The organism is Microbacterium sp. LTA6 (assembly GCF_045690355.1).
Lineage (GTDB): Bacteria > Actinomycetota > Actinomycetes > Actinomycetales > Microbacteriaceae > Microbacterium.
In genome coordinates this window covers 3733302-3757705 of sequence record NZ_CP147855.1, presented here as the reverse complement: position 1 = coordinate 3757705, position 24404 = coordinate 3733302, and the positions used below count along the sequence as shown (strand labels likewise).

The following is a 24404-nucleotide window of genomic DNA, read 5'->3' as shown; positions in this document are numbered from 1 at the left end:
CGGCGATCACCGTCCTGGGATTACCGGGATCGCGGCGAGAAGCTTCTTCGTGTAGTCGTGCCGGGGGTTCAGCAGCACGTCCTTCGTGGTGCCGCGTTCGACGATCACGCCGTCCTTCATCACGATGACCTCGTCGCACAGGTGCTGCACGACGCCGATGTCGTGTGAGACCAGCAGCAGCGTCAGATCGGAGGTGCGGCGCAGATCGGCGAGCAGCTCCAGGATCTGCGCGCGCACGGTGACGTCGAGCGCGGAGAGGGGTTCATCGCCGACCAGGATCCGCGGGCGGTGCACGATCGCACGCGCGAGGGCGATGCGTTGGCGCTGACCGCCCGAGAACTCGTGTGGATACCGCGATCCCATCGACGGCTCCAGGCCGACCTGCGTCAGCACCTCCGCGACGCGCGCGGCGCGGTCTCCCGGGACGTCCAGCGCCCAGAGCGGCTCTCCGATGATCCGGGCAGCCGTCATCCGCGGGTCCAGCGACGCGTACGGGTCCTGGAAGACCAGGCCGGTGGCCCGGCGCAACCAGTGCAGCGAGCGGGCGGATGCCGCGGCATCCACCTCTCTGCCGTCCACCGCAACGGTGCCGGATGTCGGGCGGTCCAGGCCCAGGAGCAGACGGATCAGCGTGGACTTCCCCGACCCGGATTCGCCGATGATCCCGACCGACGAGCCCTCGGTGACGTCGAGGTCGGTCGGCGCCAGTGCGGTCTGCGTACGGGTCTTCTCGAACGGAGAGCGTTTCGGTACGAAGAAGTCGCGTCGCAGCCCGCGCGCCTCGATGAGGCTCATGCTCCGCCTCCTTCCGGGCGCCACAGCGTCGCGGTGGCATCGCGGAGCAGACCCTGGGTGATCGGCGATGCCGGTGCACTCAGCAATGTCCTGACGGGAGCGGCCTCGACGACCCGGCCATGCTCGAGCACCACGCCGTCGACGGCGACCTGGGAGAGTACAGCGAGATCGTGGGTGATGAACACCAGCGACATGCCCTCTTCGTCGACCAGGGAGAGCAGCAGGGCGAGGATCTCCGCCTGGATGGTGACGTCCAGGGCGGTCGTGGGCTCGTCGGCGATGAGCAGTCTCGGTCGGCAGGCGAGCGCCATCGCGATCGCCACGCGCTGACGCTGACCGCCGGAGAGCTGATGCGGGTAGCGGTCGACGATCGACGCCGGGTCGGGCAGTCGCACGCGGGCGGCCTCCGCGATCGCCCGTGCCCTGGCCTCTCGGCGGCCGATGCGCTCATGGATGCGGATCGACTCGGCGATCTGCCGGCCGACGGTGCGGATCGGGTTGAGCGCCGTCCGCGGTTCCTGGAAGACGATGCCGATCTCGTCCCCGCGCAGCTCGGCGAGCTGTCGGTCCGGCATCCCGATCAGTTCGGTGCCGTTCCAGCGGATGCTGCCGCTCGCGACGGCTCCGACCGGGAGGAGACCGAGTACGGCGAGCGCGGTGAGGGACTTGCCGGAACCGGATTCCCCGATCAGCCCGACGCGGGCGCCATCGGGCACGTCGAAGGAGACGCTGTCGACGACGCGGCGCCCGTCGATCTCGATCACGAGATTCTCGACTTCGAGGCTCATGCGACCACTCCAGGGGTGTGGATCTCGGCAGCACGATGCTGCAGGGTCGGGTCGGTGGCCTCGCGGAGCCCGTCGCCGAGCAGGTTCAGAGCGAGCACGGTGATCGTGATGGCGAGGCCGGGCCAGACCACGGAGAGCGGATGCACGCTGATGTAGCGCTGCAGGTCGGCCAGCAGGATGCCCCAGGAAGGTTCGACGACGGATGCGCCGAATCCGAGGTACGACAGGCCCGCTTCGGCGAGCACGGCGACAGCCATCGACCAGGACAACTGCACGATGAACACCGGAGCGACGTTCGGCAGGAGATGCCGGACGAGACTCTGCGCAGGAGTGAGACCGGAGGCGCGGCCGGCCAGCACGAAGTCGCTCTGCTGGACCCGACGCAGTTCCGGGCGCGTGACCCTGGCGATGTTGACGCCGAACCCGATGCCGACGGCCCAGACGACCACCCAGAGCGAGCCGCCCCAGACCGAGGAGATCATCATCGCGATGATCAGCACGGGGAAGGCGATGAGGATGTCCACGAGCACGGCCACCGTCTCTCGCATCCAGCGCGCCGTGAGCGCACCGAGGGCGGCCAGGGCGATGCCGACGACGGTCGCGACGACACCGGCGCCGATGCTGACGAACACCGTCGTCCGCGCGCCGGCCATGATCAGGCTCAGGATGTCGCGACCGGTGTCGTCGGTACCGAGCACGTGGGGCCAGCTCGGCACGGCCCAGCGGTTGCGGACGTCGGAGTCCTGCGGATCGAACGGCGTCCACACTGACGATACGAGCGCCATGACGACGATCACGCCGACGACGACGAGGCCGAAGCGGCCCGTGGTCGTCGACCACAGCCTGCTGGTCCAACGGGGCATCATGCGGCCTCCCGCTGGCGCGGATCGATCAGATGGTGGGAGAGATCGACGAGGAAGCCGACGATCAGCACGAAACCGGTGAGCACGAGCAACTCGCTCTGCACCTTGATGAGGTCTCGGGTGCCGACATCGGCGACCAGCATCCGTCCGATCCCCGGAAGCGTGAACAGCTGTTCGATGACGACGGAGCCCACGATGATTCCGGCGACCTGCAGGCCGAGCACGGTGATGATCGAGAGGCCGACGGCGGGGATGCCGTGCTGGATGAGTGCCCGGGTGCGGGTGAGGCCCTTGGCGGCTGCGGTGCGGACGAAGTCCTGTCCTGCGGCCTGCAGGGTCGCACTGCGCACGAAGCGCATGAGCATCGCCCCCTCGACGATGCCGATGGTGAGCGCCGGCAGCAGCAGCGCCTCGACCGCTTTCCCGGGTGTCGACCAGCCGGCACGAGGGAAGCCCTGCGGGGGGAGCCAGCCCAGCCACACCGAGAAGACCACGACGAGCATCATCCCCGCCCACACCACCGGGACGGCCGCCAGCGCCTGTGCGCCCACGCTGAGCGCGGTGCCGCCCCGGCGGCCGCGCAGGACAGCGGCCAGGATGCCGAACGGCACGGCGATCAGGAGGGCGATCGTGAGCGCCATCATCCCCAGCGGTACGGTCACCTGCGATTTCAGGAACAGCTCCTCGCCGACCGAGGCGCCGGTCAGCAGCGAGGTGCCCAGGTCGCCGCGGAAGATGCCGCCGATCCAGTCGGCGTACTGCGCGATCAACGGCCGGTTCAGACCGAGCGCCTCGCGCAGCGCCTCGACCTGCGCAGGGGAGGCCTGGGTCCCCGCGATGAGCTGCGCCACATCACCGGGGAAGACCCGCAGAGTGAGGAAGATGAGCACGCTCGAGACGAGGAGCCCCGCGATCAGCAGGGCTCCTCGGACGAGCAGATAGCGGATCATGCAGGAGCCGGTTACTTCTCCGACAGCACGGTCACGCCGGCCAGGTTGATGCGCGAGTTGATCGAATCCTTCGGGAAGCCGGTCACCTCGGGACTCACGGCCGTGATCGTCGCGCCGTTGTACAGCCAGTCCGCGGCGTGGTCCTCGGAGATGAGGCGGGCTGCTTCCGCGAGCAACTCGGCGGATTTGTCGGGGTCGACCTCGGCCAGCGCCTGCGCGTACAGACGCTGCACCTCTGCGTTGTCGTAACCGAAGTAGTACTCGGGGTTCGCGAAGTTGCCCACGTCGCGCGGCTCGACATGCAGCACGAAGCTCAGGTCGTAGTCGTGATTGCCGTACACGTCCTCCAGCCAGGCCGGGAACTCGACGGAATCGACCTCGAGGGTCACGCCGACCTTGGCGAAGTCAGAGATCAGCACCTTCGGAACCGTGGTGCCGTAGAACGACGGGATCGTGAGAGTCAGCTCGAGATCCTTCTGGCCGGCTTCCGCGAGCAGTGCTTTGGCGCGCTCGGGGTCGTAGGAGACGACATCCGACAGATCCTCGTATCCCGGGTCGAGCTCCGGGATCGGACCGAAGAGCGTCGTGCCCGCTCCGACGGCCTCGACGAGCCCTTCGTGGTCGATCGCCAATCGCAGCGCTTCGCGCACGCGCACATCGTCGAGCGGTGCCTTGGCGTTGTTGAACGCCAAGGTGGCCTTGTCCGTGGTGCGGCCCGTCGTCAGGGTGAAGTCGCCGGAATCCTCGAGCTGCGAGGCGAGGTTCGGGTCGACAGCGGTCAGGACCTGCACGCCGCCGTCCAGCGCGTTGTTCACACCCGCGGTGAAGTCGGGGACGTACTGGAACTCGACCTCGGCGACGCCGGCGGGCTCACCCCAGTACGTGTCGAACCGGGCGAACGTGATCGAGCTGCCCTTGTTCCACCGGGTCAGTGTGAACGGGCCCGTCCCGTTCTCCGCGGTCTTGAGATCGGTGGTGTCGCCGGTCTGGAAGACGAGCCCTGCGGGCCCGGTGAGAGCGAAAAGGAAGTTCTGGTTCGGGGCGGTGAGCACGATCTCGACGGTCGTCGGATCGGGGGAGGTGATCGAGGCGACGGCTGCGAAGTCGGCGTTGCCCTGGAGGGTCGCATCGGTGCGCACGGCTTCGTAGGAGGCCACGACGTCGGCGGCGGTGAGCGCGGTGCCGCTGTGGAAGGTGATGCCCTCGTTCAGCGTGAACGTGTAGGTCAGGCCATCGTCGGACACCTCGTACTCGGATGCGAGTCGCGGCTCGATCTTGTTGTCCTGCGTGCGGGTGACGAGGCCCTCGTAGATGTTGTCAATGAGGATCTGCTCGAGCGCCGCGCCGCTGGTGTGCCGGATGTCGAGGTTCGTCGGCTCGAGCACGAGTCCGACGGCCAGGGACGCATCGGCGTCCGGCTTACCCGTCGAGGTGGCGACGGGCTGGGGCGATCCGGTGCAGGCGGTGAGGATCACGGCGGTGGCCGCGAGCGCGGAGATCAGCGCGATGCGTCGGGTGCGTCGGAACATGGGTGCGATCCTCTCGGAGCGGCGGATGCCGGGTGTAGGTCGAGCCTAGGGATGTGACGGGGCGGACGGGGCGAACGGAGGGAATCCGGCGTCACAATCCGGATGCAGCGGTCAGGGACGCGCGGATGAGAGCGGCGAGTTCGACCGGGCCGGTCTCCTGCACGTTGTGGGTGGCGTCGATCGCCGTCACACGCGCCTCCGGGAGCCGGCGCTGGAATTCCTCGGCATCCGCCTCTTGGACGAAACCCCGGACCGCCCGAACCAGCGTGACGGGAGCTACGACGCCGGCGAGGTCATCCCAGCCCGTCTCGTGCAGCAGGGAGGGTGCAGCGGCGGTGCCGGCGTCGTGAGCGGCGAGCGCATGGGCGGCGAGGTGCGCGAAGTGGTGCTTCCATTCCACTCGGCCGTCGTCGCGTACACGGGTGTTGAGGAACACGCCGCGTTCGGTCTCGGCCTTCGTGCCGCCGAAGCCGAGCGCCATCGCGCGATCGACGAGTTCGGCGCGGGTCGCAAAATCGGTGGGACCGGCATAGAACTCGCGGAGGGCAGCCGGACCCGCACTGACATCGATCCCCGGAGTGATGTCGACGATGATGAGCTCCTGGACCAGCTCAGGTCGAGCGGCGGCCACCGCGGCTCCCGTGAGCCCGCCGAGCGATTGACCGACGATCAGCTGGGGGACGTCCGTCCAGGCCTCCAGCGCTGCCACCACGTCGGCCGCGAGGGTGCGCGGGGTGTAGTCGGCGTCCGTGCGCCACGACGAGTCGCCGTGGCCGGCGAGATCGATCGCGAGCGTCGGCTGTCCCAGAGCGAGAACCGTCGTGTCCCAGGTGTGCGCATTGAGGCCGGCTCCGTGCAGGAGCGTGACGCGAGGAGCGTCCGTTCCGTAGCGGAGAGCGCTGACCGTTCGTCCGTCCGGGAGCGGAAGGGTCAGACGCTCCACGGGAGGAACGGGAACGCTCAGAGTTCCCGCCTGCGCAGGAAGATAGCTGAACTCAGAGTTGTCGGTCGTCACGTCCATATTCTGCTCCTGCGCGATCGAACCAAGAAATGCGAGAGCAGGATGACAATCTGGTCGGAGATATAACTTGTCGATCTGATCCTCATAAAGGGCAATCGGTTCTCAGGCTGCATCAATGCGATCTTGAGTCTCCCGATCCGAGAACCAGCGCAGCGAATATGCTGGTTGCATGAGCGAGACGCGAGTGCACCTTTCCAAGACTGAACCAGCCGCGTATCACGCCTTGGATGCCTTCTCGAAGACTGTCGGCGAGATCTGCCGTGAGAACGGCATCGATGACCGGCTCAAAGAGCTCGTCATGATCCACTGCTCTCAGCTGAACGGTTGCGCGTACTGCGCACGGATCCACGTCGATCGCGCGGTCACTGCAGGCATCGACCTGGACACACTCACGCAGATCCCCACCTGGCGTGAGAGCGGTGTGTTCAGTGAGCGCGAATGCGCGGCGCTGGAACTCGCCGAGGCGTTCACCTTCATCGCCGAGGAAGGGATCTCCGACGAGGTCTACAACCGTGTCGGCGCCGTTTTCACCGAGAAGGAGTACGCCGCGCTCAGCTGGGCGTGCGTATCGATCAATGCCTTCAACCGCATCGTCGTGGCGGGGCGTTATCCGGTTCCTCCTCGTGCGCTCCAGACCCAGGGGGCGGATGCCCGCTCATGACGATCCTCGACGTCGAAGGCGTCACCAATGTGCGCGATGTCGGCGGGATGCCGGCGGCCGGTGGCCGCATCCGCTCCGGAGTGCTGCTGCGCTCAGGGCAGCTCGCGGGCGTGACGTCGGCGGGCGCCGACGCACTGCGAACGCGGGTCCGGCACATCGTCGACCTCAGAGACGGCGAGGAGGTCGCGGCCGAACCGACGGACATCCCCGGTCCTGACACCACGCACCTGCCGTTGTTCCTCGGATCGGTGCGCTCGTTCTTCGAAGCGGACACCAGCCTTGAAGATCTCTACGTGCACCTGCTCGAAGAGAGCGGAGAGCGTCTGGTCGCGGCGATCCGGATCATCGCAATGGGGGAGTCGACTCTCGTGCACTGCACGGTCGGCAAGGATCGTACCGGCGTCACCGTCGCGCTCGCGCTCGCCGCGGTCGAGGCCGATCGTGAGGCGATCATCGCCGACTACGCACTGACGGAGTCGCAGCTTCCTGTCGAACGGTCTCGGCGCATCGCGGCCTACATTCGCGCACAGCATCCTGAGGCGGTGCACGCCGTTGCACTCGCGACCGAGTCTCCTGCGGCGGTCATGCGGTCGCTGCTGGAGCGTGTGGACGGCAGATGGGGATCGGCGGCCGACTACCTGCGAGCCAACGGGATGCGTGCCGAGGAGTTGGCCGCCTTGCATACGGCGCTCGTCGAGCCGATCGAAGGAACCGTCGACAAAGGTTAGGCAACCCTTCGCCAGGTGATATCATGGAGGCACCATGAACACCTCCCTCGACACCGTCACCACGCGCGCACAGCGCCGTGCTGCCCGTCGACGCGCTCACCACCTGGTGACGGCAGACGAGCACTCGCTCGCCGATCTCGAGGTGTTCCTGGCGACGCTGCCGCTCTGCGCTTCCGGACGCATCTTCATCGAGGTGCCCGAAAAGGAAGACATCGGCGTGATCGATGCTCCTGCGCGCATGACCGTCACCTGGCTCGCTCGTGGATCTCGTTCCGGAGCTCCGGGCACCGGCCGTTCCTGCGCGCCCGGTCAAGCGCTGTCACGCGCGACGTGCGCCTGGGCCGACGAGATGCTCTGCGGTGATGAGCTCGAGACCCGGGTCACCCTCCTCGGCGGATACCTCGGCACCGCCGACATCGTCGAGCACCTGACGGGGCACCTCGCAGTCGAGGCGACGACGATCTACGCACCCGAGCGCTTCGGTCTGCTGCCAACCGCGCGCTGATCCGTCACGCTCTCAGCGGCGACGGCGCACGTAGTTTCCGTCTTCCAGACCGGCTTCGATCTCGAAACGGTTCTGCAGCGGGTCACGACCGGCGAACAGGTAGAGAATCGGCATCAGAAACCCGTACCGCTGCCACTGCTTCTTGTGCACGGCTTCGTGCCGCAGCACGGCATCGCTCGGGCGGTCGTCACCCGTGAGGAAGCATCCGCCGACGCACACGCCGCCGCGATTGAACGTCCAGTTCGGCATGCCGCGGAACACCCACAGCCCTTCACGTCGCTCGACCGGGCCGGTGCTCCAGAGTCCGCCCCAGATCCAGCCGACGGCGGTGCCCCACCAGTACCCGACGCGGCTGATCGGCGAACGGAGCAGGAATGAGGGGATGCGGCGATCGAAACGTCGCCCGCGGGCCAGAGAGGCATCCGCTGCGGGGCGCCAATCCGGCGTCACGCCACCGCTCCGACCAGGCGCAGCAGCGCACCGAGGTCGTCGACGGCAGCGGCGGGCGTGCTGGGGGCGAAACCCGCGATCGTCGCGCCGGCCAACGGCACCCGCTCGCGCAACCGTCGGATCGCCGCACCCAGGGTGGCCGGACTGATGCCGAACGGTGCCGGTGACGAGACACCGACGATGTCTGCGGGATCGAGGACGTCGACGTCGATGTGCACCCAGACGCGGGAAGCGCCGGTGGCGGCCACAGCCTGGGCGAGGGCGTCGACCTGATCGAGGTCGGCGACGGAGAGTCGGCTGAGGCCATCGAGGTGCTCGATCTCGCCATCATCAGGATTTCGTACGCCGACCGTGACGATGCGTGCCCGCGGAACGCCGGGGGAGAGGGCGAGCTGCGGCTCTCCTTCGCCGAGCACCGCGCGCAGGGCCATTCCGGAGAACGCGCCGGACGGCGAGGACTCCGGCGTGTGCAGATCGGGGTGGGCATCGCACCAGACCACCGCGAGGTCTTCCGTCCCGGACGGAAGTGCCGCGAGGGCCGCCACGGTGACGCTGCAGTCGCCGCCGATGACGACCGTGTCCGCGCCGCCGTGCTCGCGGACGAGTTCGCGGGTGCGCAGCAGCGCACTCAGCCGGCGGACACCGGTTCCGAGCGACTCTCCTGCTTCCACGGGAACATCCAGCACCGTCGTCGCAGCGCGGGGAAGGTCTCCGGTGATCGCCGAGGCGCCGTCGACGAGGAGCATCGCGCGGGCCGCGGGCGAACCCTGCCACTGCGGAACGACGAGAAACCGCACCATGAGTGCCTCCGGAGAAGAGAAGGGCGGATGCCCCGGACACATCGGCCCGGAGCATCCGCCGGATGCGATCAGGAGCCTTCGATGGCCTGACGCGGGGCGCTGCTGCCGGCCTTCAGCTCGGCAAGGCGGGCCTCGACCTCGGTGAGCTCGCCGAGATCCTCGAGGCTTTCGAACTGGGCGTCGAGGCTGGACGCAGCCAGCTCCGTCTTGCCCTGCGCGATGGCCTCCTGGCGGCGGACCTTGTCTTCGAACCGGCCCAGCTCGCTGGTCGGGTCGAGGACGTTGATCGACGAGACGGCGTCGTGCACCTTGGTCTGCGCCTCGGCGACCTTGGCGCGTGCGAGCAGTTCGCTGCGCTTGTTCTTGAGCTCGCCGAGCTTGTCCTTCATGCCGTTCAGGCCGCTCTTGAGCTTGTCGACGATCTCGGTCTGAGCGGCGATCTGCGGCTCGGCGCCGGTGGCCTCGCGCTCCGCGCTGATCTGGCGCTGAAGTGCGATCTTCGCGAGGTTGTCGAACTTGTCGGCATCGGTCGCGTCGCCGGAGTTGCGCATCTCATCGGCCTTGCGGCTCGCGGCGAGGGCCTTGTTGCCCCACTCGGTCGCCGACTGCACGTCTTCCTCGTGGTCACGCTCGAGCAGACGCAGGTTTCCGATCGTCTCGGCGATGGCCGACTCGGCATCCGCGATGCTGTTGGTGTAGTCGCGGACGAGCTGATCGATCATCTTCTGCGGGTCTTCTGCAGAATCCAGGAGGGAGTTGATGTTCGCGCGGACGAGGGTCGAGATACGTCCGAAGATGGACTGCTTGATCATGCGTGATTCCTTTCAGAGGGTCTTCGTCGAGATCATAATTTCGGTTTCTATGCGGGTCAGAAGCGTCCGCCTCCGGAGCGTCCGCTGCGGCCTCCGCTGGAGCGTCCGCCGCCGCCGAAGCCGGAGCTGCGGAAGCCCCCGCCTCCGCTGGAGCGCCAGCTGCTGCTGCGCGAAGAGCCGCCTCCGCCTCCTCCACCGGAGAGGAGACCGCCGATGATGCCGCCCAGGATGTCGCCGCCGAGTCCGGAGCCGCCGCCGGAACTGGAACCGCCGAACAGGCCGCCGCCGCCCCAGTTGTCGTTCTGGTATCGCTGCGGGTTCTGCGCCTCGACGTCGGCCTGGGCGGAAGACGTCGCTTGGCGCACCAGCTCGACCGCGCGGCCGGCCTCGGTGAGCGCGGCCTCTGGGTCGGTGGCCCGCAGGTTCAACGCTTGAGTGAGCGAGGTCTCAGCCTGCGAGAGCCGCGTGCGTGCGGTGGAGCCGACGGTGCCGCGGCGGGTCTCGATGTACTCGCGACAGGCGCGGATCTCGGAATTCGCCTGCGAAAGCGTCTGCTCGAGCATCTGCTGCACGCGACGCCCGCGTTCCACGGCTTGGGTGCCCTGCGCGATAGCGGCGTCGATCTGCGTGTTCGCGGCTGCCAGTGCCTCGAGCGTGCGCTGCGGACTGCGTGCCGAACCGCTGAGGTTCGCCTGAGCCTGTCGCAGCAGGTCGGTGGTCGCCGCTGTCGCGGCGGCGATGGTGCCACCGGCGTCGGGGAGTTGCTGAGCCGTGGCGACATCGCCCTGCAGTTCGGTGACCAGAGCCTGTGCCTGCGTCTCGATGGTCGTGAGCTCGGTGCCGAGCGCCGAGATCGCCTGCGAGAGCTGTGCGGCCTGGGCGACGGACTGCTCGGCCGTGCGGATCGCGAACGCAGCCTCGCCGGATTTGCCTGCCGCGATCGCTGCTCCCGCGGCATCGATCGAGCGATCGGCGAGCGCGGCACGTTCCTGCGCCTGGGCGGGGTTGTCGGCGACAGTGCTCAACGCGGTGGCGTCGTAGGACGCGGACAGTGCCGAGAGCGCGGGGGCGGCTCCGGCGAGCACGGGTTGCAGAGCCGCACGCTCGGACCGCACCCGCTCGAGTTCCTGCGGGGCGTTCTGTTCCAGCTTTCGCAGCGCGTCGAATGCCTCGGTGTTGGCATCGAGGACGTCGTCGATCTCGTCGCAGAGCTGAATGATGCGGATGTGCCAGGTGCGTCGGTCGTGGATGGTGTCTTCGATCTCATCATCGAGTTTCTGCCTGAGGTCGAACGCCTCCGACATCTTCGCCTTCGCCGTGTCCACAGCGCTGCTGAATGCGGCGGTCGCACCCTCACCGAACTGGGCGACGGCGAAGCCGAGTTCCTCTCGACTGGATGTGATCGCGTCGTCCGCCTGCACGAGGGCGGAGCCGGCCTGCGTCTCGACCTGCGCGTCGGTCAACGTCGAGAACGGATCGTTCGGATCGGGGGTCTCCGGCATGGCGCCTCGCTCGCGGGCCGCCGCATTCCGACGGGATCGCGCGACGAGCTTGACGATCAGCCAGATCACGAGCGCTGCGGCCACGATCCCGGCGATGACCAGACCGACGCGCAGAGCACCGGCACCGCCATCGCCCTGGATCTCGTCGGCCGCCAGAATGATCGCACCATCCCAGTCGCCTTGAGCCAGCAGGGGCTGGATCTTGTCCTCGATGGCGTCGAGCTTGCCGTCGCTGAGCGGGCCGCCCTGAGCAGCCGAGATGTAATACGCGCTCTGCTCGACGGCGATCGCGAGGAGATACTGCTCAGGGCCGAGGTTGTTGTTGTCGGCGACGGTGTCCGCCCACTGCACGTAGTCGGAGGGCGAGGTGAAGCCGTCGACCAGCACGACGAACAGATCGGCGTCGGAGTTCTCGGTGAGCTGCAGCAGCCGCGCTTCGACCGCGTCCTGCTCGCCGGCGCTCAATACGCCGACGTCATCCGTCACATACCCGGAGTCGAGCGTGAGCGGATCGGTGGCGGACGCCGCTGTGGCGGAGAACGCTCCGAGTGCTGCAGCCAGCGCCAGCGCGGCCATCGTGACCCAGCGAGTCCTCATCGTGTTCCCTCCGACTGGCTGCCGTGCCCCCATGCCACGAGTCTATGCACACAGGCCGACACGCGACAGCATCCGGAGGGGGATCGCCGTTCGCCGTCAGCGGAGACACATACGCTGGAGAGCATGGACGACAGGTATGGCTCGGATGTGCTCGCCGCCGGGTGGCGCGAACGTGCCGCGAAGCCGGTGCCTCAGGTACCGGCCGAACTCGACATGGTGGTGGAAGTCGCGGACGACGGATTCTGCGGCGCGGTGACGCGCGTACAGGGCGGCGTCGTCGAGCTGGAGGACCGCGCCGGTCGCAAGCGGCTCTTCCCGCTCGGCGGGGGGTTCCTCATCGACGGAGCGCCTGTGCGGCTGACGGTGCCGGCACCCAAGGCGCAGGCACCCCGACGCACTGCATCCGGCTCCTTCGCGGTCGGCGACCAGCGCGCCAAGGTCGCACTGCCCAGCCGCATCCTGGTCGAGGGCAGGCACGATGCCGAACTCGTGGAGAAGGTGTGGGGGCACGACCTGCGCGTCGAGGGCGTCGTCGTCGAGTTCCTGCAGGGAGTCGACCTCCTGGACGATCTGCTCGCCGCGGAACCGCCGAGCGCGACCCGTCGCTACGGCGTTCTGGTCGATCACCTGGTGCCCGGATCGAAAGAATCTCGGATCGCCGATGCGGTCGCACGGGGCCCGCACGGTCGCCACGTGCGCATCGTGGGGCATCCGTTCATCGACGTCTGGCAGTGCGTCACCCCGCAGGCGCTCGGCATCGCCCGCTGGCCGGAGATCCCGCGCGGCACCGATTGGAAGACCGGCATCTGCCGCGCATTCGGCTGGCCCCACGAGACCCAGGCCGACACCGCCCGGGCGTGGCAGCACATCCTGTCGAAGGTGCACACCTATCGCGACCTGGAACCGGCGCTGCTGGGTCGGGTCGAGGAGCTCATCGACTTCGTCACGACGCCCGTCTGAAGAGCTCCCGGCGAAGTGCAGGATGTCACGCGACTACCCTGGAACCATGCCTGAACCCCGCATCTTCCGTGACGAACCGGTGTCTTTCGTGCGCCGCAGTGGACGGATGTCCGAGGGACAGGAGCGGGCTTTCGCCGAACTCGCGACCCACTATCTGCTCGATGTGCCGCGCGGTGCCGCCGAGACTTCGGTGCACCCGGATGCCCGGCTCGATCCGGCGGTCGAGTACGGACGCTCCGGTGCCCTCTACGTCGAGGTCGGTTCGGGGCAGGGGCACGCGATCGTCTCCGCCGCGCTGTCGCGTCCCGACGACGATTTCCTGGCGGTCGAGGTGTTCCGCGCAGGACTCGCCCGCACCATGCTGGATGCCGACCGCGAGGGTGCTCGCAATCTGAGGCTTGTCGAGGCGAACGCGCCGGAGGTGCTGTCCTCGTACCTGCCGGAAGGGGCGGCCGCCGAGGTGTGGATCTTCTTCCCCGATCCGTGGCACAAGAACAAGCACAACAAGCGGCGGCTCGTGCGGCCCGGTTTTGGAGAGACGGTTGCGCGCGCGTTGCGCGACGGCGGGCTGCTCCGTCTCGCCACCGACTGGGAGGATTACGCGCTCCAGATGCGCGAGGTGTTGGATGCCGATCCGCTGTTCGAGCGCGCCTTCAACGGAGAATGGGCGGAGCGCTTCGAGGGTCGAGTCATGACCGCATTCGAGCAGAAGGGCATCGCGAAGGGTCGCGACATCCGCGATCTGGTGTACCGGCGGAAGACGCGGGCGTGATCTCATCGCGGCGCACGACGGCGCTCTGGCCCGCGGTGGTGCCGGCCGCGCTCGTATGCGCTGCGGCCCCGGCGTTCTTCGTGGTGCAGTGGGCCTGGCTCGGGTGGGTGCTGCTGGCTCTCGGCATCGGCGGCGCCTGGGCGATCGAGCGGGGGCGCGCGATGGCATCCGGTCCGTCGCTGACGCGGGATCTCTCGCTCATCGGTCTCGGGATGCTCATCGTCAGTGTCATTCCCCTGGCGGCGGAGCTCGACAACCTCGCGATGCTGCGTTTCACGTTGGCGCTCGGCGGCGCCGTGGTCGTGCCGTATCTCATCTCGAGGTTCGTGTTCCGGGACCGTGCGATCAGCTTCCCTTGGCGCACCGGCAAGCGCTGGGGCCGGCTGCAGTGGGGATGGCTCATCGCCGTCCTGGCGCTGGGGTGGCTGATCCTGCCGTTCTACTTCATCACCAGCGGCGTCTATCAGAACTGGCCGGTGGTCGACTCGCCGGAACTCATCGCGCGCCTGTTCGTCGGGGTCGGGGCCGTGGGCATCTGGGATGAACTCTTCTTCATCTGCACCGTATTCGCACTGCTGCGACGGCACTTCCCCGATGCCGCGGCGAACGTGCTGCAGGCCGTCGTCTTCGTCTCGTTCCTGTGGGAACTCGGCTACCGCGAGTGGGGGCCACTGCTGACGATCCCCTTCGCGCTGCTGCAGGGGTGGATCTTCCTGCGGACGCACTCGCTCGCGTACGTGGTCACGGTGCATCTGCTGTTCGATGCGGTGGTGTTCGCAGTGCTCGTGCACGGCCACAATCCGGGATTGCTGCCGATCTTCCTGGTCTGAATGTTTGGTGACGCGGCGCTGAGGCGGGAGAATCAGCCCATGCTCATCGTCGGATTGATCCTCGCCGCGGCCGCCGCCGCTTTCCACGTCTTCATCTTCGCCCTCGAGTCGCTGAGGTGGACGGAGCCCGAGACGCGCAAGATCTTCGGCGTCGCCAGTGAGGCGGATGCCGTGACGATGAAGCAGTTGGCCTTCAACCAGGGCTTCTACAACCTGTTCCTCGCCCTGACGACGCTTCTCGGCATCGCGCTGTTCATCTCCGGACTGGCCGCCATCGGTCTGACCCTCGTCTTCGCCGGAACCGGAATGATGCTGGCGGCCGCGCTCGTGCTGATCCTCTCGGACCGCAGTAAGGCGCGTGCCGCGATCATGCAGGGCAGCCTGCCGTTGCTCGCTGTGATCGTCACGGCGATCGGTGTCGCGATCAGCTGACCGACCGGGTTCAGTCGCGGATGACGGCGGCGACGGCGCTCACTTCGATCAGCGCGCCGGGAACGCCGAGACCGACGACGATCGCAGCGGTGACCAGGGGAGGGGCGCCATCGCGTGCGAGCTTCGAGGCGACCGCACCGTACGCGGCCCGCAGATCTGCGTCTTGATGGATCAGGACGGTCCAGCTGATCACGTCGTCAAGGCCCGCTCCTGCGGACTCCAAGGCGATGCGGGCGTTCTCGACGGCGCGGAGCGACTGCTCACCGGCACCCGGTGAGACCACCGAGCCGGTGGCGTCCACGCCGTTCTGGCCGCCGACGTAGATCGTCGTCGCGCCGGGAGGCACGACGGCGACGTGACTGAATGCGGGACTGACGACCAGTCCTGCGGGCTGCGCGAGTGTGATCTTCATACACGACAGTGTGCCTCGGGGCACCGACACAGCGGGCTGGAGCGCTCTGAGTCCTGGCCTTCTCTCAAGGATCGAGAAACGAGCTTCGTCGGCGTCACCATTCGCGGATCCTGCACTCCTTATCGATGTGGAGATGGAACGGCAACCCAGCGTTCTGGATCCGCGGATGCACCGACCAACATGGACCCTCCGTCAGGACGATCCGGACCGGTGACGTCCTGGTGGGGTTGATCTGGTTCTCTCCCAAGCACCTGAAGCCGCGGTCACCCGCGACGTCCCCACCAGGACACACCCTCGCTTGACGACCCTGGCGACAGGTCGCTTCACCTCCAGAGAACGGATGACGACATCAACTCTCCGCTTCCTTCCTCAACCCCCGCTCCTCGAGATCTCGTGGAGGTGACGGCACCGATCAAGGTGCGCCGTAAGCGACGGCGAAGGAGTCGTCACGGCTATGAACACACCCCGTGGATAGGCAAGGAGATCGCGGGAGCGCCAATCTGGGGCATCATCGTGGCCGGTTGCCTCGTCATCGGCGTCAGCATCATGGCGACCCTTCAATAGCGAGCCCCACATCGCATGACAAGGCGGCCCGATCGCGGCCTCCCGGGCGGGAGTTCAGGGCGTGCTGAAGTCGAACGTCATTTCCTCGGCGTCGGGGCCCCACGGGGAATGCAGCACGTCGGGGTCGTAGACGTCGAGCGCGGCTTCGGCGGCCGGACCCCAGTAGCTTTCGTCGTCGAGGGCGCGGAAGGTGAAGTAGTACCATCCCCAGGAGTTCATGCGCAGCCGCTTGACCGCGTGTCCGGTGGCATCCAGGGGGATCATCGCGGAATGCCCCTCCATCGTGCTGACATAGATGGTGCCGTTGGCGGGGCCGGTCACGGCGATCACGAGCCCGGTGGTCGACGCTTCCGAGGCCAGCATGTCCTCGAATCCGGTGATCCCTTCGAACCCTTCGACGACGATCGGGAGCACGGTGAATGCACCTGTCGTTATCGGGGACTCGGTGGTGGCGTCATACGCCCATACCCGGTACGAATGCGTTCCCGCGCTCGGTTGGAGTCCGCGCGGATCGAAGCTCCACGAGCCGTCCTCTGCGACGGGAGCGGAGTAACGCGCCCCGGCGACCTCGACGGCGATGCTGGAGCCGGGTGTCGTCTTGCCCGTGATCACCGGGGCGAGATAGTCGGAATAGGCGCTCGGCGTGGTGACGCCGGGGGTGAGCGTCTCCGACTGGCCCTCCCCGGGAAGCGGGATGGTGACATCGGGCGAAGGCCGGGTCGGGAGGTTGGGCAGCAGCGCGGGGTCGGAGATGAGGTCGATCGAGTCGATGTTCGGATCGTCATTCCAGCGCCCGATGCGCGGCAGTGTCGGCAGAAGCGCCGGGACGCTCACCAGGTCAGGGGTGATGACGTCGGGGAGATTCTCCGTGATGACCGCTGGGACTTCTGCGGTGAGGGCGTCAGCCGGCTTCGCCGCCGGTTCTGCTGTGGGTAGACCGGTGAGCCAGGACGTGAGGATCAGGCCGCCGATGGTCAGCACGCTCACGCCAGTGGCGAGGATTCCAGTGGTGATGCCGATTCCTGATCCGGCGGCCATCGCGACGGTCGTCACTGCGACGCCGGAAGAGAGCGACGCCGCAGCCGGAACGACGGTACCGAGAGCGCCGAATCCCACGGCCGCGAGGGTCGTGCTCTGGAGACGTGCAGCGGCTCCCCGCATTCCGTGGAGCAGTTCATCGCAGGTTTCACAGGATTCGATGTGCGCGGTCACTTCAGTGGTGGCCTCGGCATCGTTCAGGTCGGTGAGGTAGCGGGGGATCAGCCGTGCGGCATGCTCGGTGTCGTCTCTCAGCGCGGTCGGGATCTGCTGGGACAGCCACTGGAACTTGAGCCCGGTGCGCGCTCGGCGCTGCAGCGCCGAGACGGCGTTCGGCTTGATGCCCAGCTCGCGAGCGATCTCCGGTCGCCCGGTCTCGGCGACTTCGGCGAGCCAGAGCACTCGCTGCCAGCGTTCCGGGAGCGTCTGGAAAGCGCTGAGCAGGTCGCCGGCGTTCGATTCGTTCTCGATGATGCTGAGTGCGTCGCGATGATCGATGATTTCGAGGTTGACGGCCTCGACGACATGGTTGGCTTCCTTGGACCAGCGGATCGCGGTGTTCCGCATGACCGCTTTCAGGTACGACCGGAACGCGAACTCTGGACCCTTCGACGATGTCGTGACCAGCTGGTAGATCGCGAGGAACGAGTCGGAGACGAGGTCGTCGGCGCGAGACCGGTACAGGCGTTCTGCGTATCGATAGGCCGGACCCACATGGCGCTTCCACAGCGATGCATAGGCATCACCATCACCGGCACGCAGCGCAGTGAGCAGTTCGGCGTCGCTACGAGAATCTTCCATTGACCTCTCCCCAATCACGCGCCGGGACACCGGAGCGCCGGTGGGGTGACCTCCCGTCACCCTACCCTCCTCTTAGGAGTCGATGAGCAGCCAGAAGTGACGCGAGATCGCGAAGAATTCTCCGATTGGGAGCAATCGAGACGGTTTTCGTGTTCGGTGCGGCCCTCCGGACCCCAGACTTGCCGGCGGCGACGCCTCGAGTCGCGCTGCCGGTCAATGCGAAGAGCCGCACCGTCGGGTCGTGCCGGTCGGAGACGGGTGACCCAGCGACGTACCCATGAATAAGGAGTGGATCGAGCGGGAAAAGTGACGTCGCCGTGGATGCCCGCGGGCCGAGACACCGGAGGTGTGACGTGCTCAGCGAGTGATCCTCCCACCACCGAGATGGCAGGAAGATCACTCGCCAGGGTCGAACCGATGTCTCACTGAGGCCGCTACACGCGGGTCACGGCGTGCATGCGGGGTTCGACGCGGTGAAAGTGAACGGCCCGACCCAGATGTTCTGGGGCGGACGATCACCGATCGCGCGCCCTGAGTTGTTGGCGACGAAGGTGAGGTTGAATGCGCTGACTGACGCGACCGCGACATTGACGTTGCCTGCAGCACTGCCGGCGGCGACCTCGGGATTCGGCGAGGCGGTGGAGGGACGCCACGGCTCGGTGCCTGTTCCTGCCCCTTCGATCCAGTCGGAGTTGTAACTGCCGGAGCCGTCGGACACGAAGACGCGCTCTGCGCCGCCACGACCGTCCAGTGCCTGAAAGCCGTCGATGTCTTTGATCTTGTAGGACAGGTTGTTGACCGTCACGGCCACCCCGGCCAGGGCGAAACTGAACGTCACACGCTGACCACCGCCGAGGTTGCGGAGGTCGGCGGTGTCGAGCGCGAGATGCACGCTGGGCTGTGCCTCGCCGCCCTGCGTGGACGCGTCCAGACGAAGATTGTTCGTCGTGTTGATGGTCATGTTGCTCGCGCCATTGGGTACAGCCGCGAGGGTCAGCGTGAGGTCCTTGCCGTCTCCGAAAAGGTTGACCCAGGTGAACACAGACGAAGTGGCGCTGAGTCGTGAGTAGACGGCCGCGCCGCTGCTGATGGTCGTGGTGCAGGTGACGGACGCTGCCGCCATCGGCGTCGCCAGGGCGGCCGCGATGACAGGCAGAGACCAGGCCGCGCCACGCACGACCGCCCTCCGGGACGGGCCGGCCTGCGGGACTTCTGTGTTCTTCTCGTGCATTGGATCAATCCCCTTCGAATCGAACGAAAAACGCTTCACTGGCATAGGAGTGAGAACGACCCGAAAAGTGACGCGAGTTCTCGCCTGACCTCGAACTGGATGACGCTCGCCGTTGGGCTGCCGACACACAGACGTGCGGGAGGCAGAGCACGACGGTCGTCATGCTCTGCCTCCGGCACCCCGGTAGTCGCGCGCTCAGGGAGTGGGCAGCGGCACCGTCTCCCAGTCATCTCGAGGCGCGAAACGCCACGGGGCCAAGCCGGTCACGCCGGCCAGTGGCGACGTGACGATGCCCTGTGACTCGTGGCCGACGAGCGTGCGGTCGATGCGGGTTCCCGCAGGGTCGCATGGGTTCGGGAACCGCGTGCGGGTATGCGCGTATGGGGCCGAATCGGGGTTGCTGCCCGTTACCGAGAGCTGCCAATCGACGATGATGGTCGCGCCCTGCGGGAGGGGCGCGACTGTGACATACCTGACCGCGGCCTGCTGATTCCAACCCGTATTGATGGGGCCGGTCGGACTCTGGTCGTACACCGGCGCCGTGAGGAATGCGGCACCGGAAGTCACCACCGCGCTGCTGTTCGTCCACGTCCTGGTCGGGTCGAGCGACAGGGCGAGCGTGATTTCTCCACCCACCGGGAGGGCGATCGAACCCGCATACACGATGGTGGACCGAAGCTTGATCGTGCTGTCGGTTGCGAATGCGCGCGCGAGCAGGGCCGATGAGGTGGTCTCTCGGTACTCCGGCATCTCGAGCACGTCGGTCGTCACGGTCAATGGCGTGTAGGCTCCGGGCTCAGCGAGCTGCGCCTCACAGCTCAGACTGGCTGAAGCCATCGGAGTGGCGATCGCCACTGCGACGACCGGCAGGGACCACGCCGCCCCTTTTACGATCGTGCGTCTGCTGATTTCCTGCTTCATTGCGGGCTCTCTCCCATGGTCGTTTGCACCTGCTTGACGTCTCGCGTGCCGGGACATCAATCACTCCTTGAAGGAGTCGGACGGGCGTCCGAAGTGACGCGGCAACCAAGGAACGTGTTCGTGAGCGTGCTTCGACATGGGAAACAGATGCGGCTCCGAGCTGCGCCAGCGCTCGACAAAGGGGCCGGAGCGCGATGCGCCCCAGCCCCCTATGAAACGCTGACCCTCAGAACCGCAGCAGGACCTTGCCGACACGGCCAGGCGTCATGCTCATGCGCACGGCGTCGGCGACATCGGCCGCGTCGAAGACGCCGGCGACGGGCAGGGTGAGAGTCCCCTCGGTCACGCGCTGGATGAGCTCGCCGAACAGGGCGCCGCGCAGCGCGGGCTCGAGCTGCTGGATGACCTTGCTGCCCCAGAACCCCTTGACCGTGGCCTGCTTGAAGATGACGTCCGAGGAGGCGATCTCCATCGTGGGCGAGTTCATCGCGCCGAAGGCGACGAGCGTGCCGTTCTCGGCGAGGAGCGAAAGGACGTCGCCGGCTGCGGCGCCGCCGACGGAATCGACACCCGCGACGATGGGGGCGCCGCCGGTCAGGTGCGCCGCCTGCTCCCGCCAGTCGTTCTGGTCGGTGGCGATGACGTTCTCGATGCCCTGTGCGCGGAGCTCTTCGATCCCGGCGGAGCGGCGTACCAGACCGAGCACGTTGACGCCGCGAGCGGCTCCGAGCTGCGCCAGCATCCGTCCGACGGCTCCATTGGCCGCGTTCTGGACGATCCAGTCGCCTTCCTTGACGTCGAGGAAGTGCAGCAGGCTGATCGTGCTGAACGGCATCGACACGAGCTGGGCTGCGCTCTCGTCGGACAGGGATTCGGGGACGGGAATGAGCCCCGCGGCGCCGGTCACCACGTATTCGGCCCAGGCGCCGAATGTGCCGCCGGTCGTGACGCGCTGTCCGACGGTCAGATTCTCGACTCCTTCGCCGAGCGCGTCGACGACGCCCAGCGCTTCGGTTCCGGATGCCGCGGGCAGTTCCGGCTTGAACCCGTAGGTGCCGCGGATCGTCCACAGATCGTGGTTGTGGATGGGGGAGAGGACGATGCGCAGGCGGACCTGCCCTGCTCCAGGCTCGGGAACGGGGCGGTCCTGGACGGAGAGGACCTCGTCGGCTTCGCCGAAGGAGGGGTGGATGAGTGCTCGCATGGTGTGGTTCCTTCCGCGTGATTCAGTCGTCGGAGACAGTGATGGCGACGTCGATGTTTCCGCGCGTCGCATTGGAGTAGGGGCAGACCTGATGGGCGGCGTCAGCGAGCGCACGTGCCTGCTCGTTCGGGAGATCGGGGATGACGACTTCGAGCTGAACGGCGAGACCGAAGCCGCCGTTTCCATTCGAGCCGATCTGCACGCGCGCACCGACCGAGGAATCGGCGATCGAGACCTTCTGTGCGCGGGCGACGCTCTGAAGTGCGGAGTGGAAGCACGCGGCGTATCCGGCGGCGAAGAGCTGCTCGGGGTTCGCGCCGTCTCCGCTGCCGCCGAGTTCCTTGGGCGCCGCAAGAGTGAAGTCGAGGCGGCCTTCGCTGGTGGCGACGCGGCCGTTGCGCCCGGCGCCTGTGGCCAGCGCCTCGGCGGTGTAGAGAGCTTCCATTGTGTGGATTCCTTTCGGTGCTGCGGTCATTCGCTGGCACCCGGGCGTGTGTTGGCCTCGGGTGCAGGTGCTGTGGATGCGCCTTGGAGCAGGGCGGTGAGCTCGTGCAACTCGCCGATGAGTCGACGCCGGTGCGCGTCGTCCCGGATTCCGGCGAGCTCTGCGATTCGAGTGCGGATGGGCGCCACCTCTGCGCGGAGCGCCCTGCCCTGCTGCGTGAGCTGTACGGTCACGACCCGCTCGTCCTCGGTGCTGCGGGCGCGGGAAACGTATCCTGCGTGCTCGAGGCGGCGGACCAGGGGGGAGAGTGTGCCGGAGTCGAGCTGCATCGCGTCCCCGAGCGAGCGGATGCTCTGTTCGCCCTCGTTCCAGAGGATCGCGAGCACGAGGTACTGCGGGTAGGTCAACCCCCAGGGGGTAAGAAGAGTGCGGTACGCCTGAGTGGTGGCACGCGCAGCGGAGTACAGGGAGAAGCACACCATCTCGTCGGTCACGGTCATGTCAAACAGTATTGCACGCAATTCAATTGTGCACAATTTATATCAACAATGACGGCCTCAGATCGTGGGGAGGGTGCCATGATGTGCCCATGGAATCTTCCGTGCCGCTGCCATCCCGGGCCCACGGGGGCGAACCCCACCGCGGCGACATTGCGGGGCGCCTGAACTGGCTTCGGGCAGGTGTGCTGGGTGCGAACGATGGCATCGTGTCGGTCGCGTCTCTCGTCGTCGGTGTCGCCGGAGCAACAACGGACTCGGCACCGCTGATCACCGCAGGTGTCGCAGGTCTTGTGGGTGGCGCGATCTCGATGGCGCTGGGGGAGTACGTCTCGGTGAGTAGTCAGCGGGACAGTCAGCAAGCCTTGATCGAGAAGGAGCGCGGCGAGCTGGCCGATGATCCTGCAACCGAACTCGAAGAGCTCGTGGGCATCTATGAAGCGAAAGGGCTGCGCCCGGCGACGGCGCGGCTCGTGGCGGAAGAACTCACCGAACGCGACGCACTGACCGCGCATCTTGAAGCGGAACTCGGCATCACCGAGAGTCAGGTCGTCAGTCCTTGGGCTGCGGGCGGTGCGTCCGCCCTCGCCTTCGCGCTCGGTGCGCTGCTTCCGTTGCTGGCGATCCTGCTCCCGCCCCTTGAGATGCGGGTGCCTGTTGCATTCACGGTGGTGCTGCTGGCGCTTGCTCTCACCGGTTTCATCAGCGCGAAGATCGGAGGGAACCCCGCTCTCAGACCGACGATCAGGGTGGTCCTCGGCGGGGCGATCGCTCTGGGGGTCACATTCGCGATCGGAACGCTCCTGGGAACCAGCGGAGTCGCCTGAGAAGCGCCACTCAAGAACCGCGTGGCAGTCCGCTGTGGTCCCAGGCATCCCGGAGAGCGCGCGCGTCGTCGTGGAGCGCCCTCGACGAGGAAAACTCTGGGCCATCCGAGATGTCGACGTTGCGCAAGGGGTCATCTGTGGAGTGCTGCGGTAGCAGGTGGCAGTGCAGATGGGGCATCCTGTGTCCCATGACGAGGTAGTCGATCTTGCGGGGCGCGAACACTGTCGTGATCGCCCGCCCGGCGCGCTGCACATCGGACCAGAACCCGCTGAGCTGCTCCGACGTCAGGTCGCCGATGTCTGTGACGTGGTCGCGGAGGATCACCAGGCAGTAGCCGCGGTGCGACTGATTCCGCGCGATCCGGATATGGGCGGTCTCAGTCGACGCGACCAGTACGCTGTGCGGGTTCTCGTCCAGATGGGCATCCGCGCACATGCCGCACTCGACAGGATCGATGAGCGCCGCCCACTCTTCTTCCGACCACCACACGTCGCAATCGTATGGTGCGTGCACGCGAAGAGGGCCGTCCAGATGGACGGCCCTCTTTCACATATGTGCCCCCGGAGGGATTCGAACCCCCGACCTACGGTACCGGAAACCGGCGCTCTATCCCCTGAGCTACGGAGGCGTACCGATCGACAATATCACTGCTCGGGGGTGGTCTCCGACTCACCAGCCTCGGTCACCGGCGCCTCCATCAACCCGGTGAGCGCGGCGGTGACCTTCTCCGCCAGGTAGCGATGCCCGTCGGTCGATGGATGCTTCCGGCCGAAGTCCACGTCGATGATGTCGAGGTAGTTCTGCTCGGTGATCCAGTCCTCGGCGATGGGGGAGATGTACCACCAGCCGCGCGCACCGGCGAGGGCACCGAGATCAGTATCGATGCGAGCCGTCGCCGCCCCGACGGGGAGTTCATGCGGAGCAGGCCCGAGCACGACGATCGATGCCTCCGGGTACAGCGCGGCCAGCGCATCCCAAGCCGCAGTCACCGCCTCACGATAACCGGCCGCGCCTTGAGCCCGGTCGTTGATCGAACCCTGGATGATCACCAGATCCGGGTTCAACGCCGGATCGAGCGCCGCGATCCGCTCACCGAAAGCGGGCCCGTCCCAGCCGGGCTTGAGGTACCCGCTGCCGCGGACACCGTTGACGATCGTTTCGCCGTCCAGCAGCTGCGCGAGAACATACGCGTACCCGAGAGTCGGTTCGGTCGCCGCGGCGCCATATGTCCAGGAGTCGCCGAAGACGAGGACCCGCGGATGCTCGGGCAGGATGAGCGGCGCAGGAGCGATCACGACCGGCTCCTCGCCTGCCGAGACCGGAGCCGCGGCCGGCAACGGAGTCCACGGCCGCCACACCCCGAGAACGGCCAAGAAAACGACCGCCAGCACCACGGCGGCAAGGCCGAAAGTGCGGGCGGTTCGAGGCGCTGACGGCACAGTCATGGGATGAGAGTAGATCACCGGAC

27 protein-coding genes and 1 tRNA gene are annotated in these 24404 nt (G+C 67.1%); 8 read left to right on the top strand and 20 right to left on the bottom strand.

Going from position 1 to position 24404, the window contains the following annotated elements; all coding sequences use genetic code 11:
- Positions 1 to 6: 6 nt before the first annotated feature.
- The 6 genes from LTA6_RS18005 to LTA6_RS17980 form a co-directional block, all read right to left on the bottom strand.
- Entirely contained in the window at positions 7 to 795 is a 789-nt protein-coding gene (locus tag LTA6_RS18005; RefSeq protein ID WP_407358359.1) for an ABC transporter ATP-binding protein, read from the bottom strand.
- Positions 792 to 1583: an ABC transporter ATP-binding protein gene (locus LTA6_RS18000; protein WP_407358358.1), complete on the bottom strand. Its 792-nt coding sequence runs from the start codon at positions 1581 to 1583 to the stop codon at positions 792 to 794. The genes LTA6_RS18005 and LTA6_RS18000 overlap by 4 nt, the downstream gene beginning before the upstream one ends.
- Entirely contained in the window at positions 1580 to 2449 is an 870-nt protein-coding gene (locus LTA6_RS17995) for an ABC transporter permease (protein ID WP_407358357.1), read from the bottom strand. Before LTA6_RS17995 ends, LTA6_RS18000 begins: the two co-directional genes overlap by 4 nt.
- Positions 2446 to 3396, bottom strand: a complete 951-nt coding sequence (locus LTA6_RS17990; RefSeq protein WP_407358356.1) for an ABC transporter permease — start codon at positions 3394 to 3396, stop codon at positions 2446 to 2448. The genes LTA6_RS17995 and LTA6_RS17990 overlap by 4 nt, the downstream gene beginning before the upstream one ends.
- Before the next feature lie 11 nt (positions 3397 to 3407).
- A complete protein-coding gene (locus LTA6_RS17985) occupies positions 3408 to 4925 on the bottom strand; it encodes an ABC transporter substrate-binding protein (protein ID WP_407358355.1) in 1518 nt (505 codons plus the stop codon).
- 91 nt (positions 4926 to 5016) lie between these two features.
- Positions 5017 to 5946 carry an alpha/beta fold hydrolase gene (locus LTA6_RS17980; RefSeq protein ID WP_407358354.1) on the bottom strand — a complete coding sequence of 310 codons (930 nt, stop codon included), beginning with the start codon at positions 5944 to 5946 and terminating at the stop codon, positions 5017 to 5019.
- 169 nt (positions 5947 to 6115) lie between these two features.
- Here LTA6_RS17980 and LTA6_RS17975 point away from each other — a divergent pair, with 169 nt between their 5' ends.
- Genes LTA6_RS17975 through LTA6_RS17965 form a run of 3 tightly spaced genes read left to right on the top strand, consistent with a single transcriptional unit; the run spans position 6116 to position 7840 of the window.
- The gene (locus LTA6_RS17975; protein WP_341975228.1) at positions 6116 to 6607 is read left to right on the top strand and encodes a carboxymuconolactone decarboxylase family protein; all 492 of its coding nucleotides are present in this window, start codon (positions 6116 to 6118) and stop codon (positions 6605 to 6607) included.
- The gene (locus LTA6_RS17970; RefSeq protein WP_407358353.1) at positions 6604 to 7335 is read left to right on the top strand and encodes a tyrosine-protein phosphatase; all 732 of its coding nucleotides are present in this window, start codon (positions 6604 to 6606) and stop codon (positions 7333 to 7335) included. The genes LTA6_RS17975 and LTA6_RS17970 overlap by 4 nt, the downstream gene beginning before the upstream one ends.
- Before the next feature lie 34 nt (positions 7336 to 7369).
- Positions 7370 to 7840: an SIP domain-containing protein gene (locus LTA6_RS17965; RefSeq protein WP_407358352.1), complete on the top strand. Its 471-nt coding sequence runs from the start codon at positions 7370 to 7372 to the stop codon at positions 7838 to 7840.
- A gap of 12 nt (positions 7841 to 7852) precedes the next feature.
- On the opposite strand, the gene LTA6_RS17960 is transcribed toward LTA6_RS17965, so the two are convergent.
- From LTA6_RS17960 to LTA6_RS17945, 4 genes are all read right to left on the bottom strand, one after another.
- Complete coding sequence (locus LTA6_RS17960) at positions 7853 to 8290, bottom strand: Fe-S oxidoreductase (RefSeq protein ID WP_407358351.1); 438 nt, start codon at positions 8288 to 8290, stop codon at positions 7853 to 7855.
- Positions 8287 to 9090 (bottom strand): arginase family protein, encoded by an 804-nt coding sequence (locus LTA6_RS17955; protein ID WP_407358350.1) that lies wholly within the window; start codon positions 9088 to 9090, stop codon positions 8287 to 8289. The genes LTA6_RS17960 and LTA6_RS17955 overlap by 4 nt, the downstream gene beginning before the upstream one ends.
- A gap of 68 nt (positions 9091 to 9158) precedes the next feature.
- A complete protein-coding gene (locus tag LTA6_RS17950; protein WP_363545903.1) occupies positions 9159 to 9902 on the bottom strand; it encodes a PspA/IM30 family protein in 744 nt (247 codons plus the stop codon).
- Between the two features lie 56 nt (positions 9903 to 9958).
- On the bottom strand, positions 9959 to 12001 hold the full coding sequence (locus tag LTA6_RS17945) for a TPM domain-containing protein (RefSeq protein WP_407358349.1): 2043 nt from the start codon (positions 11999 to 12001) through the stop codon (positions 9959 to 9961).
- A 123-nt stretch (positions 12002 to 12124) separates the two neighbouring features.
- Between LTA6_RS17945 and LTA6_RS17940 the strand changes: the two genes are divergently transcribed.
- The 4 genes from LTA6_RS17940 to LTA6_RS17925 are packed head-to-tail and all read left to right on the top strand — an operon-like array spanning position 12125 to position 14995.
- On the top strand, positions 12125 to 12961 hold the full coding sequence (locus tag LTA6_RS17940) for a DUF3097 domain-containing protein (protein WP_341975221.1): 837 nt from the start codon (positions 12125 to 12127) through the stop codon (positions 12959 to 12961).
- A gap of 46 nt (positions 12962 to 13007) precedes the next feature.
- Positions 13008 to 13733 (top strand): tRNA (guanosine(46)-N7)-methyltransferase TrmB, encoded by a 726-nt coding sequence (gene trmB, locus LTA6_RS17935; RefSeq protein ID WP_407358348.1) that lies wholly within the window; start codon positions 13008 to 13010, stop codon positions 13731 to 13733.
- Positions 13730 to 14563 (top strand): CPBP family intramembrane glutamic endopeptidase, encoded by an 834-nt coding sequence (locus LTA6_RS17930; protein WP_407358347.1) that lies wholly within the window; start codon positions 13730 to 13732, stop codon positions 14561 to 14563. The genes trmB and LTA6_RS17930 overlap by 4 nt, the downstream gene beginning before the upstream one ends.
- A gap of 39 nt (positions 14564 to 14602) precedes the next feature.
- On the top strand, positions 14603 to 14995 hold the full coding sequence (locus LTA6_RS17925; RefSeq protein ID WP_407358346.1) for a DUF1304 domain-containing protein: 393 nt from the start codon (positions 14603 to 14605) through the stop codon (positions 14993 to 14995).
- A 10-nt stretch (positions 14996 to 15005) separates the two neighbouring features.
- Here the strand turns inward: LTA6_RS17925 and LTA6_RS17920 are convergent, their stop codons facing one another.
- From LTA6_RS17920 to LTA6_RS17890, 7 genes are all read right to left on the bottom strand, one after another.
- Positions 15006 to 15407 (bottom strand): RidA family protein, encoded by a 402-nt coding sequence (locus LTA6_RS17920; RefSeq protein ID WP_407358345.1) that lies wholly within the window; start codon positions 15405 to 15407, stop codon positions 15006 to 15008.
- A gap of 618 nt (positions 15408 to 16025) precedes the next feature.
- The gene (locus tag LTA6_RS17915; RefSeq protein ID WP_407358344.1) at positions 16026 to 17810 is read right to left on the bottom strand and encodes a sigma-70 family RNA polymerase sigma factor; all 1785 of its coding nucleotides are present in this window, start codon (positions 17808 to 17810) and stop codon (positions 16026 to 16028) included.
- Between the two features lie 445 nt (positions 17811 to 18255).
- The gene (locus tag LTA6_RS17910) at positions 18256 to 19086 is read right to left on the bottom strand and encodes a hypothetical protein (RefSeq protein WP_407358343.1); all 831 of its coding nucleotides are present in this window, start codon (positions 19084 to 19086) and stop codon (positions 18256 to 18258) included.
- Positions 19087 to 19236: 150 nt separating this feature from the next.
- A complete protein-coding gene (locus LTA6_RS17905; RefSeq protein ID WP_407358342.1) occupies positions 19237 to 19962 on the bottom strand; it encodes a hypothetical protein in 726 nt (241 codons plus the stop codon).
- A gap of 226 nt (positions 19963 to 20188) precedes the next feature.
- Complete coding sequence (locus LTA6_RS17900; protein ID WP_407358341.1) at positions 20189 to 21166, bottom strand: zinc-binding dehydrogenase; 978 nt, start codon at positions 21164 to 21166, stop codon at positions 20189 to 20191.
- Positions 21167 to 21188: 22 nt separating this feature from the next.
- On the bottom strand, positions 21189 to 21611 hold the full coding sequence (locus LTA6_RS17895) for an organic hydroperoxide resistance protein (protein WP_341975211.1): 423 nt from the start codon (positions 21609 to 21611) through the stop codon (positions 21189 to 21191).
- 26 nt (positions 21612 to 21637) lie between these two features.
- Positions 21638 to 22111 (bottom strand): MarR family winged helix-turn-helix transcriptional regulator, encoded by a 474-nt coding sequence (locus LTA6_RS17890; protein ID WP_407358340.1) that lies wholly within the window; start codon positions 22109 to 22111, stop codon positions 21638 to 21640.
- Between the two features lie 89 nt (positions 22112 to 22200).
- On the opposite strand from LTA6_RS17890, the gene LTA6_RS17885 reads away from it, so the two are divergent.
- Complete coding sequence (locus LTA6_RS17885; RefSeq protein ID WP_341975209.1) at positions 22201 to 22935, top strand: VIT family protein; 735 nt, start codon at positions 22201 to 22203, stop codon at positions 22933 to 22935.
- Positions 22936 to 22945: 10 nt separating this feature from the next.
- On the opposite strand, the gene LTA6_RS17880 is transcribed toward LTA6_RS17885, so the two are convergent.
- The 3 genes from LTA6_RS17880 to LTA6_RS17870 form a co-directional block, all read right to left on the bottom strand.
- Positions 22946 to 23425: an HIT family protein gene (locus tag LTA6_RS17880; RefSeq protein ID WP_407358339.1), complete on the bottom strand. Its 480-nt coding sequence runs from the start codon at positions 23423 to 23425 to the stop codon at positions 22946 to 22948.
- Positions 23426 to 23491: 66 nt separating this feature from the next.
- Positions 23492 to 23564 (bottom strand) — tRNA-Arg (locus LTA6_RS17875).
- Between the two features lie 16 nt (positions 23565 to 23580).
- A complete protein-coding gene (locus LTA6_RS17870) occupies positions 23581 to 24381 on the bottom strand; it encodes an SGNH/GDSL hydrolase family protein (protein WP_341975207.1) in 801 nt (266 codons plus the stop codon).
- Positions 24382 to 24404: the final 23 nt, after the last annotated feature.